Below are 14,650 nucleotides of genomic sequence, written 5' to 3'. Positions count from 1 at the left end.
TCTCCGTCCGTTATTTCGAGTGTCTGCGTAGTGGTGGCGCCGGATCAGTTGGCGGCCTGTCTGGTCTGCTTGTCGGCGTCGGGCGCGGCCAGCCGCGTGCCGGTCGCGTCGAACCCGCCGCCGAGCGCCTTGATCAGCGCGAGCTGCATGTCGCGCCGGCGCATCTTCAGGTTGGTCACCGTCTGTTCCGACGCGAGGCGGTTGCTGTCCGCGGTCAGCACCTGAAGCTGCGGCGACAGGCCGGCCTTGTAGCGGATCACGGCGAGATCGTACGCACGCGTCGACGCGTCGAGCGCACGCTGCGCGTCGTCCATCTGGCGATCGACCGCACGGATCGACGCGACCTGCGTCGCGACGTCGTTCAGCGCGTTGATCAGCGTCTGGTTGTAGTTCGCGACGGACAGGTCGAAGTCTGCGTAGCGGCCCTTGAGCTGCGCGCGCAGCGCGCCGGCGTCGAAGATCGGCAGATGGATGGCCGGGCCGAACTGCGCCTGGCGGCTCGCGAAATTCAGGAATTTGCCCCAGCCGAACGCATCGAAGCCGAAACCGGCCGCCAGGTTCACGTCGGGAAAGAATTCGGCTTTCGCTTCCTTCACGTCGTGCATCGCGGCCTCGACCTGCCAGCGCGCGGCGACGATGTCGGGGCGGCGCGCCACGAGGTCGGCCGGCAGGTTGCCGGGCAGCGCGACTTCGCCGGTCGGGTTCATCACGGGTGCGGCGATCTGCAGCCCGCGGTCCGGGCCCTTGCCGAGCAGCGCGGCGAGCTGGTAGCGCACGGTCGTGATCTGGCCGTCGAGATCGGACAGCGACGCCTGCGTCGTCGCGATGTTGCCGCGCGCGGTCTGGCGTTCCACGTTGGTGTCCAGGCCGGCCGACACGCGGCCGTCGGTGATCTTGCCGACCGTCTGGCGGTTGGCGATCTCGCGTTGCGCGATGTCGCGCAGCGCATACAGTTGCGCGAGCGAGTTGTAAGTGCGGGCCACCGACGACGCGAGCGTGATGCGCGCCTGCTGCATGTCGGCTTCGGCGGCCTTTTCCTGCGACACGGCCGTATGCAGGCGCTCGCGGTTCTTGCCCCACAGGTCGAGGTCCCACGATGCGCTCGCGAGCGCGTTGTTCTCGCTGTACCACTGGCCGCCGTACGGGGGCGGGAACAGTGCGTTCGACGAATACAGCTCGCGCGTCCACGAGTAGCTGGCTTCGGCCTTCGGCATCAGGTTCGAGCGCGACGATTCGATATACGACGACGCCTTCGCGATACGTGCCTGTGCCTGCGCGATCGACGGGTTGCCCTGGAGCGCCTCGTCGATCAGCTTCGGCAGTTGCGGATCGCCGAACTGGCTGGCCCAGTCGAGCGCCGGCCACTGGCCACCCTGGGCCGGCAGGCTTTGGGCAGTTTCGAATTGCGACGCGGGAGCGATCTGCTTGTCGCTCTTGATGCCGATGTAGTTTGCGCAGCCCGCCAGCGCCAGCGCGGCAACCGCGGCGGCGACGGCGGCGCGGCACGACCCGGCGCGCACGGACAACGGGGAGGATTTCATCGCGCTGTTCCCTGACTCGGAATGAATGATGGACACTGCAAGGATTTCCTTACATTAATCTGTCAAAAGTAATTGTTATGGCAACTATTCCGTGATGCTGCCGCCGGCGTTCTCGCAATAGTTGCTGAGAATGCGGCGCAGCATGCTCTTCAGAAACCCGACTTCTTCCGGCGTAAATCCGTCCAGCAGCTCGTCGAGCACACTGCGGAACACCGGCGGCAGCCGCTCGGCCAGCGCACGGCCTTCGCCGGTCAGTTCGAGGCGCACGACCCGCCGATCCTCGATGCTGCGCACGCGCGACAGCAGGCCGCGTTTCTCGACGCGATCGAGCAGGCGCGTGACCGCACTGGCGTCGATCCCGTATTCCCGCGCGAGCTCGGCGGCCGTCGAGCACTTGCCGACCGCGATCATGAACAGCATGCTTGCCTGGGTGCCCGTGATGCCGAGCTCTTCCTGCGTGCGCTGCGTGACGAGGTTGGTCATCACCGATTTCACGCGCGACATCAGATAGCCGACGCTGTCGTTCATCTGATACGAAGACAGCGGCGAAACAGGCGGTTGGGTAGGAGAATCCGACATAAAACCCTGAAGCTGCAATAGTTGACTAGGCAGCAGTATAGGCGCTATTTGCTTGCCGCGGCAAATATTAATCGAACGCGCGAGGGCGCGCTCACCGGTGCGAAATCACCTTAAGATCGTCAGGGTCTTCGCCCGCAAGCAGCCGCGCCGGGCGGCTGCTTGCACGGTTTGCAGCAAGGGCGGCGGGGTGCCGGGCGGGGCGTCGTTTTGTTGCGTGCCACCGGGTCGTCCGGCTTTCGACATTCTCACGTGCTATAATTTGCGGTTTCCAAGCTGCAACGCGCGCGCACGTGTCCCGGTGACTGACGAGCGTGCGCGTTTGCGCGTTCAACGATTTCCAGGTTTCTATGACCCGCGCCCTTCGCAATATCGCCATCATCGCTCACGTCGACCACGGCAAGACCACGCTCGTCGACCAACTGCTCCGCCAGTCCGGCACCTTCCGCGAGAACCAGCAGATTGCCGAGCGGGTGATGGACTCGAACGACATCGAAAAAGAGCGCGGGATCACGATTCTCGCGAAGAACTGCGCGGTCGAATACGAAGGCACGCACATCAACATCGTCGACACGCCGGGGCACGCGGACTTCGGTGGTGAGGTGGAGCGCGTGCTGTCGATGGTCGACTCGGTGCTGCTGCTCGTCGACGCCGTCGAAGGCCCGATGCCGCAGACGCGCTTCGTCACGAAAAAGGCGCTCGCGCTCGGCCTGAAGCCGATCGTCATCGTCAACAAGATCGACCGTCCGGGCGCACGGATCGACTGGGTGATCAACCAGACCTTCGACCTGTTCGACAAGCTCGGCGCAACCGAAGAGCAGCTCGACTTCCCGATCGTCTACGCATCGGGCCTGAACGGCTATGCGTCGCTCGACCCGGCTGCGCGCGAAGGCGACATGCGCCCGCTGTTCGAAGCCGTCCTCGAGCACGTGCCGGTCCGTCCGGCCGATCCGGACGCGCCGCTGCAGCTGCAGATCACGTCGCTCGACTATTCGACGTACGTCGGCCGGATCGGCGTCGGCCGCATCACGCGCGGCCGCATCAAGCCGGGCCAGCCGGTCGTGATGCGCTTCGGCCCGGAAGGCGACGTGCTGAACCGCAAGATCAACCAGGTGCTGTCGTTCACGGGCCTCGAGCGCGTGCAGGTCGAATCGGCCGAAGCGGGCGACATCGTGCTGATCAACGGTATTGAAGACGTCGGCATCGGCGCAACGATCTGCGCGGTCGATACGCCGGAAGCGCTGCCGATGATCACCGTCGACGAGCCGACGCTGACGATGAACTTCCTCGTCAACTCGTCGCCGCTGGCCGGCCGCGAAGGCAAGTTCGTGACGAGCCGCCAGATCCGCGACCGCCTGATGAAGGAACTGAACCACAACGTCGCGCTGCGCGTGAAGGACACGGGCGACGAAACGGTGTTCGAAGTGTCGGGCCGCGGCGAGCTGCACCTGACGATTCTCGTCGAGAACATGCGCCGTGAAGGCTATGAACTCGCCGTGTCGCGTCCGCGCGTCGTGATGCAGGAAATCGACGGCGTGCGGCACGAGCCGTACGAGCTGTTGACGGTCGACGTCGAAGACGAACACCAGGGCGGCGTGATGGAAGAGCTCGGCCGCCGCAAGGGCGAGATGCTCGACATGGCGTCGGACGGCCGCGGCCGCACGCGTCTGGAGTACAAGATCTCGGCGCGTGGCCTGATCGGCTTCCAGAGCGAATTCCTGACGCTCACGCGCGGCACGGGCCTGATGAGCCACATCTTCGACTCGTACGCACCGGTCAAGGACGGCTCGGTCTTCGAGCGCCGCAACGGCGTGCTGATCTCGCAGGACGACGGCGCGGCCGTGGCCTACGCACTGTGGAAGCTGCAGGATCGCGGCCGCATGTTCGTGAAGCCGGGCGACGCGCTGTATGAGGGCATGATCATCGGTATCCACAGCCGCGACAACGACCTCGTCGTGAACCCGATCAAGGGCAAGCAGCTGACCAACGTGCGGGCGTCGGGTACCGACGAAGCCGTGCGTCTCGTGCCGCCGGTCCAGATGTCGCTCGAGTACGCGGTCGAATTCATCGACGACGACGAGCTCGTCGAAGTGACGCCGCAGTCGATCCGTCTGCGCAAGCGTCACCTGAAGGAACACGAGCGTCGCCGCGCGAGCCGCGAAGGCGCGGTCGACTAAGCATCGATCGTTCCCGTGCATGACAGAAAAGGCCGCCGTCGGGCGGCCTTTTTCGCATCTGCGCGATGCGCAACGGGGCAGGCTGCAAAACACTGTTCCCGCGGGTCGTGGCAATCCGGCAAATCCCCGTCGTGCGGTGCTTTCAGGCACATTTCGTCGTGAACTCCGGTAACGGTTCTGTGATATGCTGCGCGCACGCAAGTTTTAGGTCCTTCCAAGCAAGACTTGATTCGCAATCCGCTAAACGGTCAGGCCGTGTCGCGGAAGGTTGAGTAACCCGCTATTTCTCGAGAAGCTCGAAGAAAGGTGAGCGTAAAATGTCAGATGTAATGAAGCAGTTTCAGCTGAACTCCTATCTGTTCGGCGGCAATGCTTCGTACGTTGAAGAACTGTACGATGCATACCTCAACAATCCGGCATCGGTGCCGGAGAACTGGCGAGAGTATTTCGACGCGCTGCAGAACGTCCCTGCAACCGACGGCTCGAACGCCAATGACGTCGCTCACTTCCCGATCGTCGAATCGTTCGCCGAGCGTGCGAAGGCCAATGCCTTCATCCCGCGCGAAAGCACCAGCAACCTGGCAACCGCGCGCAAGCAGGTCCACGTCCAGTCCCTGATCAGCGCCTATCGCTTCCTCGGCTCGCAATGGGCCAATCTGGATCCGCTGAAGCGTCGCGAACGTCCCGCCATTCCCGAACTCGAACCCGCGTTCTACGACTTCTCCGAAGGCGACCTCGACCAGACGTACAGCGCGAGCAACCTGTATTTCGGTTTCGACCAGGCTTCGCTGCGCGACATCGTCAAGGGCCTGCGTGACACGTACTGCGGCACGATCGGCGCCGAGTTCATGTACATCAGCGACCCGGAGCAGAAGCGCTGGTGGCAGGAGCGCCTGGAATCGACCCGCGCGACGCCGGCCTTCTCGGCCGACAAGAAGAAGCACATCCTGAATCGCCTGACGGCAGCGGAAGGCCTCGAGCGCTATCTGCACACCAAGTACGTCGGCCAGAAGCGCTTCTCGCTCGAAGGCGGCGAAAGCTTCATCGCGGCGATGGACGAAGTCGTCCAGCACGCAGGCAAGACCGGCGTGCAGGAAATCATCATCGGCATGGCCCACCGCGGCCGTCTGAACGTGCTGGTCAACACGCTCGGCAAGATGCCGGCCGACCTGTTCGCCGAATTCGAAGGCAAGCACGTCGACGATCTGCCGGCAGGCGACGTGAAGTATCACAAGGGCTTCTCGTCGGACGTGTCGACGGAAGGCGGCCCGGTCCACCTGTCGCTCGCGTTCAACCCGTCGCACCTCGAAATCGTGAACCCGGTGGTCGAAGGTTCCGCGAAGGCGCGGATGGACCGTCGCGGCGACGAAGACGGCCTGCAAGTGCTGCCGGTGCAGATCCACGGCGACGCGGCATTCGCTGGCCAGGGCGTCGTGATGGAAACGCTGAACCTCGCGCAGACGCGCGGTTATGGCACGCACGGTACGCTGCACATCGTCATCAACAACCAGATCGGCTTCACGACGTCCGACCCGCGCGACGCGCGCTCGACGCTGTACTGTACCGACGTGGTCAAGATGATCGAAGCGCCGGTGCTGCACGTGAACGGCGATGATCCGGAAGCCGTCGTGCTCGCGATCCAGATCGCGATCGACTACCGGATGCAGTTCCACAAGGATGTCGTGATCGACATCGTCTGCTTCCGCAAGCTGGGTCACAACGAGCAGGACACGCCGGCCGTCACGCAGCCGCTGATGTACAAGAAGATCGCGCAGCACCCGGGCACCCGTGCGCTGTACGCCGAGAAGCTCGTGCAGCAGGGCGTGATCGCCGCGGAAGACGCCGACGGCTACGTGAAGGCGTACCGCAAGGCAATGGACGACGGCCACCACACCGTCGATCCGGTCCTGTCGAACTACAAGAGCAAGTACGCGGTCGACTGGGTTCCGTTCCTGAACCGCAAGTGGACGGACGCAGCCGATACGGCCGTGCCGCTCGCCGAACTGAAGCGCCTGGGCGAACGCATCACGACGGTCCCGGAAAACTTCAAGGTTCACCCGCTCGTCGAGCGCGTGATCAACGACCGCCGCAACATGGCGCGTGGCGACCAGCCGCTCGACTGGGGCATGGGCGAACACCTGGCGTTCGCGTCGCTCGTCGCATCGGGCTACTCGGTGCGCCTGACGGGCCAGGACTCGGGCCGCGGCACGTTCACGCACCGTCACGCGGTGCTGCACGACCAGAACCGCGAGCGCTGGAACGACGGCACGTACGTGCCGCTGCAGAACATCGCCGAAGGTCAGGCGAAGTTCACGGTGATCGACTCGGTGCTGTCGGAAGAGGCAGTGCTGGGCTTCGAATACGGCTACTCGACCGCCGAGCCGAACACGCTCGTGCTGTGGGAAGCCCAGTTCGGCGACTTCGTCAACGGTGCGCAGGTCGTGATCGACCAGTTCATCTCGTCGGGCGAAGTGAAGTGGGGCCGCGTGTCGGGTCTCACGATGCTGCTGCCGCACGGCTACGAAGGCCAGGGCCCGGAACACTCGTCGACCCGTATCGAGCGTTTCCTGCAACTGTGTGCCGACCACAATATGCAGGTCGTTCAGCCGACGACGCCGGCGCAGATTTTCCACCTGCTGCGTCGCCAGATGATCCGCCTGTTCCGCAAGCCGCTGATCGTCGCCACGCCGAAGTCGCTGCTGCGCCACAAGGAAGCGGTGTCGGACCTGTCGGAACTCGCGAAGGGTTCGTTCCAGCCGGTGCTGGGCGAAACCGACGGCGGCATCGACGCGAAGAAGGTCAAGCGCGTGGTGGCCTGCTCGGGCCGCGTGTACTACGACCTCGTCGCGCATCGCCGCGAAGCGAAGGCGAACGACGTCGCGATCATCCGTATCGAGCAGCTGTATCCGTTCGCGCACAAGCAGTTCGAAGCCGAAATGAAGAAGTACGAGAACGCGACTGAAGTGGTCTGGGTGCAGGACGAGCCGCAGAACCAGGGGCCCTGGTTCTACGTCGAGCACCACCTGAAGGAAGGCATGAAGGAAGGGCAGAAGCTGGCATACAGCGGCCGTCCGGCTTCGGCCTCGCCGGCGGTTGGCTACTACGCGAAGCACTACGAGCAGCAGAAGGCACTCATCGAAGGTGCGTTCGGCCGCCTGAAGAGCGCATCGATCGCGAAATAATCGACGGAAGCGAAACGGGAAGGCGCACTGCGCTTTCCCGTCTCTTTTGGCCTGCCGGGCGCGTCGCGCGCCGCACCGGCCGAAGGAGTCGCACGAACCTCGTCATTACCCAGACTAAGCATCCAGGAAAATCACATGGCTATCGTAGAAGTCAAAGTCCCCCAGCTTTCGGAGTCGGTTTCGGAAGCCACCATGCTGCAGTGGAAGAAGAAGCCGGGCGAAGCAGTCGCGCAGGACGAAATCCTGATCGAACTCGAGACCGACAAGGTCGTGCTCGAAGTGCCGGCACCGGCCGCGGGCGTGCTCGCGCAAGTGCTGCAGAACGACGGTGACACGGTCGTTGCCGACCAGATCATCGCGACGATCGACACGGAAGCGAAGGCAGGTGCAGCCGAAGCAGCGGCAGGCGCCGCGGAAGTGAAGCCGGCGGCAGCACCTGCTGCAGCCGCACCGGCCGCACAGCCGGCCGCTGCAGTCGCATCGAGCTCGGCCGCCGCATCGCCGGCCGCGTCGAAGCTGCTGGCCGAGAAGGGCCTGTCGGCGGGCGACGTCGCAGGTTCGGGCCGCGACGGCCGCGTCACGAAGGGCGACGCGCTGGCCGCAGGCAGCGCACCGAAGGCTGCGCCGGCCGCCGCACCGGCGAAGGCCGCTGCTGCGAAGCCGTCGCTGCCGGAAGTGAAGGTGCCGGCGTCGGCAGCAACGTGGCTGAGCGATCGTCCGGAACAGCGCGTGCCGATGTCGCGTCTGCGTGCGCGTATCGCCGAGCGTCTGCTCGAGTCGCAGCAGACCAACGCGATCCTGACGACGTTCAACGAAGTGAACATGGCTCCGGTCATGGAACTGCGTAACAAGTACAAGGACAAGTTCGAGAAGGAACATGGCGTGAAGCTCGGCTTCATGTCGTTCTTCGTGAAGGCGGCCGTGCACGCGCTGAAGAAGTTCCCGCTGGTGAACGCGTCGATCGACGGTAACGACATCGTCTATCACGGCTACTTCGACATCGGTATCGCGGTCGGTTCGCCGCGCGGCCTGGTCGTGCCGATCCTGCGCAACGCGGATCAGCTGAGCCTCGCCGAGATCGAGAAGAAGATCGCCGAATTCGGCCAGAAGGCGAAGGACGGCAAGCTGTCGATCGAGGAAATGACGGGCGGTACGTTCTCGATCTCGAACGGCGGTGTGTTCGGCTCGATGCTGTCGACCCCGATCATCAACCCGCCGCAGTCGGCCATCCTCGGCGTGCACGCGACGAAGGAGCGCCCGGTCGTCGAAAACGGCCAGATCGTGATCCGTCCGATCAACTACCTGGCACTGTCGTACGACCACCGGATCATCGACGGCCGCGAAGCCGTCCTGTCGCTCGTCGCGATGAAGGACGCGCTGGAAGATCCGGCACGCCTGCTGCTCGACCTGTAAGCCGAGTCTCACTGCATCGACCCGTTCCGCGGGTTCGCGCGCACGCGCGAACCCGCGGGCGTACAAGTAGAAAGGATTGTCATGTCCAAGGAATTTGACGTCGTCGTGATCGGCGCCGGCCCCGGCGGCTACATCGCGGCGATTCGCGCCGCGCAGCTCGGCAAGACCGTTGCGTGTATCGAGAAGTGGAAGAACCCGGCCGGCGCGCTGAAGCTCGGCGGCACCTGCCTGAACGTCGGCTGCATTCCGTCGAAGGCGCTGCTCGCGTCGTCGGAAGAGTTCGAGAACACGTCGCATCACCTGGCCGACCACGGCATCACGGTCGACGGCGTGAAGATGGACGTCGCGAAGATGCTCGGCCGCAAGGATGCGATCGTCGAGAAGATGACGAGCGGGATCGAGTTCCTGTTCAAGAAGAACAAGATCACCTGGCTGAAGGGCCATGGCAAGTTCACCGGCAAGACCGACGCCGGCGTGCAGATCGAAGTGAGCGGCGAGGGTGAAACCGAAGTCGTCACCGCGAAGAACGTGATCATCGCGACGGGTTCGAAGGCACGTCACCTGCCGAACCTTCCGGTCGACAACAAGATCGTGTCGGACAACGAAGGTGCGCTGACGTTCGACGTGGTGCCGAAGAAGCTCGCCGTGATCGGCGCAGGCGTGATCGGCCTCGAGCTCGGCTCGGTGTGGCGTCGCCTGGGTGCCGAAGTGACGGTTCTCGAAGCGCTGCCGGCGTTCCTCGGCGCAGCCGACGAAGCGCTCGCGAAGGAAGCGGCCAAGCTGTTCAAGAAGCAGGGTCTCGACATCCACCTCGGCGTGAAGATCGGCGACGTGAAGACGACCGCGAACGGCGTGTCGATCGCTTACACGGACAAGGACGGCAACGCGCAGACGCTCGACGCCGACCGCCTGATCGTGTCGGTCGGCCGCGTGCCGAACACCGACAACCTCGGCCTCGAGGCGATCGGCCTGAAGGCGAACGAGCGCGGTTTCATCGACGTGGACGACCACTGCCGTACGGCCGTGCCGAACGTGTACGCGATTGGCGACGTGGTGCGTGGCCCGATGCTCGCGCACAAGGCGGAAGATGAAGGCGTGCTGGTCGCGGAAGTGATCGACGGCCAGAAGCCGCACATCGACTACAACTGCATTCCGTGGGTGATCTACACGTACCCGGAAATCGCATGGGTCGGCAAGACGGAACAGCAGCTGAAGGCCGAAGGCCGCGAGATCAAGTCGGGCAAGTTCCCGTTCTCGATCAACGGCCGCGCGCTCGGCATGAACGCGCCGGACGGTTTCGTGAAGATGATCGCGGACGCGAAGACCGACGAACTGCTCGGCGTGCACGTGATCGCGGCAAACGCATCGGACCTGATCGCGGAAGCCGTGGTGGCGATGGAGTTCAAGGCGGCGTCGGAAGACATCGCCCGCATTTGCCATCCGCACCCGTCGATGTCGGAAGTGATGCGCGAAGCGGCGCTCGCCGTCGACAAGCGCTCGCTGAACAGCTGAGCGCGGTCTAGCGCCGGCCGGCCCTCGGCCGGCGCAGCCGTCTCATGACGAAGGCGGGCGGGGGTTTCCCGCTCGCCTTCGTTTTTTCCGGTTTGCCCGATGAACGTCACCGAATACTACACGCGCGAATTGACCACGCGCGGCTATCAGTCCGATCCCGCCCAGCGCGCCGCCGTCGATCGCCTGCAGCGCTGCTTCGACGAGTGGGTCGACTACAAGGCGCGCCGCTCGAACGCGTTCAAGAAGCTCATCAATCATCCGGACCTGCCGCGCGGCGTCTACATGTGGGGTGGGGTGGGCCGCGGCAAAAGCTTCCTGATGGACAGCTTCTTTGCGGTGGTGCCCGTGCAGCGCAAGACGCGCCTGCATTTCCACGAGTTCATGCGCGAAGTGCACCGCGAGCTCGAGGAACTGAAGGGACAGGCCGATCCGCTCGACGAGCTCGCGCGCCGCATCGCGAAGCGCTACCGGTTGATCTGTTTCGACGAATTCCACGTGTCGGACATCGCGGACGCGATGATCCTGTACCGGCTGCTCGATCGCCTGTTCAACAACGGCGTGCAGTTCGTGATGACGTCCAACTACGATCCCGACGATCTGTATCCCGATGGCTTGCATCGCGACCGCATGCTGCCGGCGATCGCGCTGATCAAGCAGAAGCTCGACGTGCTGAACGTCGACGCGGGCGTCGACTATCGCCAGCGCACGCTCGCGCAGGTGCAGATGTATCACACGCCCCTCGGCGCGGACGCCGATCGCGAACTGCGTCATGCGTTCGCGAAGCTCGCCGCGGTGCCGGACGAAAGCCCGATCCTGCATATCGAGAAGCGCGAGCTGAAGGCGCTGCGCAAGGCCGATGGGGTCGTCTGGTTCGATTTCGCGACGCTGTGCGGCGGTCCGCGTTCGCAGAACGACTATCTCGAGCTGGCCAGCCGCTTCCACGCGATCGTGCTGTCCGAGGTGCCGCAGATGTCGCCGCGGATGGCGTCCGAGGCGCGGCGCTTCACCTGGTTGATCGACGTGCTGTATGACCACAAGGTCAAGCTGCTGATGTCCGCGGCGGTGCCGGCGGAGCAACTGTACGTCGAAGGACCGATGGCGAACGAATTCGCGCGCACGGTATCGCGGATCGTGGAGATGCAGTCGAAGGAGTACATCGAAACGCCGCGCCGCATCGTTGATACATCGCTGACCTGATCGCAGCTGCCTGCAAGTGGTGGGCTTCAAACGTCAATTCCGGTCAAATTCTCTTGATCTCGGGGTATTTTCGGATTTGTCTTATGTTCATCGTTAGGGTCAGCCGATATCGTTGTGTCATGGTTCCTAAGGCTGGAGATGTCCATGACACCGTATCGCGATCTGACCGACCTCGAGTGGCGCTGCGTCGTGCCGCTTCTTCCCGAAATGCAGCCGCGCACCGAGTTGCGCGGTCGGCCGTTGGCCAACACGCGCGCCGTCTTGAACGGCGTACTCTGGGTTATCTATAGCGGCGCGACCTGGTCCGCGATGCCGCGCCGCTACCCTTCGTATCAGACGTGCCATCGTCGCTTCAAGGTGTGGCACGAGACCGGCACATTGATGCAGGTGATGCGCGAGCTGTATGGCGACGCAGGCGTGAATCTGTGCAACGAGCTGTCCACGCGAATGCGCAAGCACACGCAATCGAAGGCGGCGGCGGTGCGGAGTGCCGCGGCGCCGGTGTATCGCACGCCGGGCAGCTATGCGCGGGATACGCTGAAGCACGCGGCGTGATGTCGGTCGATTCCGCTCACGCCCGCATTCAGACAAAATCGGCCTGACGACTTCGTCGCAGGCCGATTTTTCATTGCATCGCGCGTTTTGACGCGCGTCGTGTTACTGCGCGCGAACCCAGGTCTGCGACCGGCCGAGCAGCGACACGCCGATGTAGCCGCGCACGACGAGCTTCTGGCCGCCGTCTTCCAGCGACATCTTGCACTTGTAGACCTTGCCGTTTTCCGGGTCGAGGATGTTGCCGCCATCCCAGTGATCGCCTTCCTTCTTCATCGCCTTGATGATCGTCATGCCCTTGATGAGCTGATCCTTGCGCTCGTCCGTGCACGCGGTGCAGCGGCGATCGGGCGTGTCGTTGGCGCCGAGGCCCTTGACGACCTTGCCCGACAGCGTGCCGTCGCCGTCGTCGGCGATCTGCACGAGTGCCTTCGGCGCGTGGGTGTTGTCGTCGATCGTCTGCCACATGCCGATCGGGCTGTCGGCTTGTGCGAACGTGGGGGCGGCGCAAGAGAACAGTGCGCTCGCGATGGCCAGGGCGCGCAACGGGCGGGTCAGTTGAATCATCGTCTTCCTCCTTGTTTCGTGTCGTATTCGATTCGCTCGCACGACCGTCTGCATGGGGCGGTGGCATGTTGCGAGCTTTGCCAGAATACGTGAAACCGCGCGCTGCGTTTGATAGAGGGGGCTCTAATCGAAACAGCCCGCGAGACGCGGGCTGTTCGGTGTCGGATCAGTTGAGCTGATACGAGAAGGCCGCATTCACGCGCGGGCTGCGCGATGCGCTTTCGACGGGTGCGTCGCCGACGGGCTTCGCGATGTTCAGGTCGAGACTGTAGTAGCGGTTGTCCGTGAACCGCACGCCGATACCGACCGACGACAGGCGGCTCGGCGATGGCGTGCCCGTGTGCAGATACACGCGCGCCATGTCGTACGCGATGTACGGCGTGACGGACTTCATGTAAGTCCAGCCCGGCGTGAAGCCGCGGTTGACCTCCAGCGACATCCCCCAGCCGGAGTCGCCCGACGTTTCGCCGGGTTGGTAGCCGAGCGCGTAGCGTGTCGAGCCGAACGAAATCTGTTCCGACGTCGGCAGCGAATCGGGGCTGTACTGGCCGGTCAGCGAGACCGACGTGCCGATCTTGAACGGCCATTCGTTGGTCTGCGTGAAGGTCGCGCCGGTGCGCACGAACGTCAGCGAAATCGGGCTGTCCACCGATGTCGTGTTGGAGCCGATCGTGATGTCCTGCGCTTTCGAGGCGCCGAGAATGTTGAAGCCCTTTGCGACGTTGACGCTCAACTTCTGCACCTGCTTGGCCGACACGCTCGTGTAGTCGAGCTGCATTTGCAGCACGCGGACTTGTGAACGGGTGTCGATGCTGTTGCCGGAGATCCTGTTCTGGTAACGGTCCTCGTTGTGCGACGCATAGCCCGACACGGTGCCGAGCAGGCTGCGCTGGTTGTTCAGCAGCAACGGATAGGATGCCGAAAGACCCAGCTTCTCGTTCTTGACGGTACGCTCGACGCTCGACGGCAGGCCCGGGTTGTCGGTCGGCTTGCCGCGATACGTGCTGGCATCGAGACGCGTGACCAGGCCGCTGCTGCCGACCGGCACCGCACCGCTGAACGCGACGTAAGTCTGTTTGTCGCGCCCGGGCGGCACCAGCGCGGAAATGCTCAACTGCTCGCCGAACGACGTGAGGCCGTTCTCCGTGGCCGTGATGAGGCCCTGTACGCCCGGGTGATTGAAATCGATGCCGGTGCTGACATTGAATGCCTTGCGGTCGACCGCCAGTTCGAGCGTCGTCGCGCCGTCGGTCGTCTGCGGCGGCGGCACGTTGGCTTTCACCGTCACGCCGGGCAGGAGGCCGAACGTGTTGACGTAGCGCTCGAACGTGGCGCGGCGCAGCGGACGATCGGCCGTGATGTGCGCGGCGATCGCGCGGATCTTCGATTCCATCGCGCCGGGCTTGCCGGTGACCTTCACGTCCGACACGTAGCCCTCGACGACCGTGACGCGCACGACGCCGTTCTCGAACGTCTGCGCGGGAATGAACGCGAACGACAGCGCGTAGCCGCGATCCTGGTACAGCTTCGTCACGCCGTTGGCGGTCTCGATCAGTTCGCCGATCGTGATGTCCTTGCCGACGAGAGGCGTGAAGCGACGCGAGATTTCGTCGAACGGCACCGACTTCACGCCTTCGACCTGGAACGTCGTCGGCGTCAGGTGCCGCGACAGCAGTTCCTGCAGTTGCGGTGCCTGCGGCGCGACCTGCACGGTGACGCTCGGGCCTTTCTTCGGTGCGTTGATCTGGGGGAGGGAGTCGAGCGGGTTACCTGCTGCGCGCGTCTGTGCTTGTGCCGTGCTGGCCGCCGCGATGGCGAGCAGCATCATCCATCTGTCGAGTCTGGATTTCATTGTTCTTCCTCGTAGGCCTTGCTTTTTCGTCTTCTTTCTAATGCGGGCGCGCGACACCGGGTGTCGCGCGCCGCGTACCGC

The 14,650-nt window shown here is 64.1% G+C and carries 10 protein-coding genes; 6 read left to right on the top strand and 4 right to left on the bottom strand.

The window, feature by feature from the left end; translation table 11 throughout:
- Positions 1 to 44: 44 nt before the first annotated feature.
- Positions 45 to 1,541 (bottom strand): efflux transporter outer membrane subunit, encoded by a 1,497-nt coding sequence (locus tag ACTJKF_RS16545; RefSeq protein ID WP_440624587.1) that lies wholly within the window; start codon positions 1,539 to 1,541, stop codon positions 45 to 47.
- 84 nt (positions 1,542 to 1,625) lie between these two features.
- On the bottom strand, positions 1,626 to 2,120 hold the full coding sequence (locus tag ACTJKF_RS16540; RefSeq protein WP_440624586.1) for a MarR family winged helix-turn-helix transcriptional regulator: 495 nt from the start codon (positions 2,118 to 2,120) through the stop codon (positions 1,626 to 1,628).
- Positions 2,121 to 2,467: 347 nt separating this feature from the next.
- On the opposite strand from ACTJKF_RS16540, the gene typA reads away from it, so the two are divergent.
- The 6 genes from typA (at position 2,468) to ACTJKF_RS16510 (ending at position 12,153) form a co-directional block, all read left to right on the top strand.
- Positions 2,468 to 4,294, top strand: a complete 1,827-nt coding sequence (typA, locus tag ACTJKF_RS16535) for a translational GTPase TypA (protein WP_412526173.1) — start codon at positions 2,468 to 2,470, stop codon at positions 4,292 to 4,294.
- Positions 4,295 to 4,611: 317 nt separating this feature from the next.
- Positions 4,612 to 7,476, top strand: a complete 2,865-nt coding sequence (locus ACTJKF_RS16530) for a 2-oxoglutarate dehydrogenase E1 component (RefSeq protein ID WP_440624585.1) — start codon at positions 4,612 to 4,614, stop codon at positions 7,474 to 7,476.
- A 135-nt stretch (positions 7,477 to 7,611) separates the two neighbouring features.
- Positions 7,612 to 8,889, top strand: coding sequence for a 2-oxoglutarate dehydrogenase complex dihydrolipoyllysine-residue succinyltransferase (odhB, locus tag ACTJKF_RS16525; protein WP_440624584.1), 1,278 nt, complete (start codon positions 7,612 to 7,614; stop codon positions 8,887 to 8,889).
- A gap of 81 nt (positions 8,890 to 8,970) precedes the next feature.
- A complete protein-coding gene (gene lpdA / locus ACTJKF_RS16520; RefSeq protein ID WP_440624583.1) occupies positions 8,971 to 10,401 on the top strand; it encodes a dihydrolipoyl dehydrogenase in 1,431 nt (476 codons plus the stop codon).
- 99 nt (positions 10,402 to 10,500) lie between these two features.
- The gene (gene zapE, locus ACTJKF_RS16515) at positions 10,501 to 11,598 is read left to right on the top strand and encodes a cell division protein ZapE (protein ID WP_440624582.1); all 1,098 of its coding nucleotides are present in this window, start codon (positions 10,501 to 10,503) and stop codon (positions 11,596 to 11,598) included.
- 144 nt (positions 11,599 to 11,742) lie between these two features.
- Positions 11,743 to 12,153, top strand: coding sequence for a transposase (locus tag ACTJKF_RS16510; RefSeq protein WP_440624581.1), 411 nt, complete (start codon positions 11,743 to 11,745; stop codon positions 12,151 to 12,153).
- Positions 12,154 to 12,255: 102 nt separating this feature from the next.
- On the opposite strand, the gene ACTJKF_RS16505 is transcribed toward ACTJKF_RS16510, so the two are convergent.
- Both ACTJKF_RS16505 and ACTJKF_RS16500 read right to left on the bottom strand, forming a co-directional pair.
- Entirely contained in the window at positions 12,256 to 12,717 is a 462-nt protein-coding gene (locus ACTJKF_RS16505) for a DUF2147 domain-containing protein (protein ID WP_440624580.1), read from the bottom strand.
- A gap of 166 nt (positions 12,718 to 12,883) precedes the next feature.
- Positions 12,884 to 14,569, bottom strand: coding sequence for a ShlB/FhaC/HecB family hemolysin secretion/activation protein (locus tag ACTJKF_RS16500; RefSeq protein ID WP_440624579.1), 1,686 nt, complete (start codon positions 14,567 to 14,569; stop codon positions 12,884 to 12,886).
- Positions 14,570 to 14,650 lie beyond the last annotated feature (81 nt).

The sequence above is a fragment of the Burkholderia sp. 22313 genome (assembly GCF_052045245.1).
Classification (GTDB): domain Bacteria; phylum Pseudomonadota; class Gammaproteobacteria; order Burkholderiales; family Burkholderiaceae; genus Burkholderia.
Note: the sequence above shows the minus strand (reverse complement) of the source record. Positions and strands in the feature narration are given on the sequence as shown.

Coding starts and splice junctions, on each gene's coding strand:
- ACTJKF_RS16545 (WP_440624587.1), bottom strand. CDS start 1,541: ATGAAATCCTCCCCGTTGTCCGTGCGCGCCGGGTCGTGCCGCGCCGCC.
- ACTJKF_RS16540 (WP_440624586.1), bottom strand. CDS start 2,120: ATGTCGGATTCTCCTACCCAACCGCCTGTTTCGCCGCTGTCTTCGTAT.
- typA (WP_412526173.1), top strand. CDS start 2,468: ATGACCCGCGCCCTTCGCAATATCGCCATCATCGCTCACGTCGACCAC.
- ACTJKF_RS16530 (WP_440624585.1), top strand. CDS start 4,612: ATGTCAGATGTAATGAAGCAGTTTCAGCTGAACTCCTATCTGTTCGGC.
- odhB (WP_440624584.1), top strand. CDS start 7,612: ATGGCTATCGTAGAAGTCAAAGTCCCCCAGCTTTCGGAGTCGGTTTCG.
- lpdA (WP_440624583.1), top strand. CDS start 8,971: ATGTCCAAGGAATTTGACGTCGTCGTGATCGGCGCCGGCCCCGGCGGC.
- zapE (WP_440624582.1), top strand. CDS start 10,501: ATGAACGTCACCGAATACTACACGCGCGAATTGACCACGCGCGGCTAT.
- ACTJKF_RS16510 (WP_440624581.1), top strand. CDS start 11,743: ATGACACCGTATCGCGATCTGACCGACCTCGAGTGGCGCTGCGTCGTG.
- ACTJKF_RS16505 (WP_440624580.1), bottom strand. CDS start 12,717: ATGATTCAACTGACCCGCCCGTTGCGCGCCCTGGCCATCGCGAGCGCA.
- ACTJKF_RS16500 (WP_440624579.1), bottom strand. CDS start 14,569: ATGAAATCCAGACTCGACAGATGGATGATGCTGCTCGCCATCGCGGCG.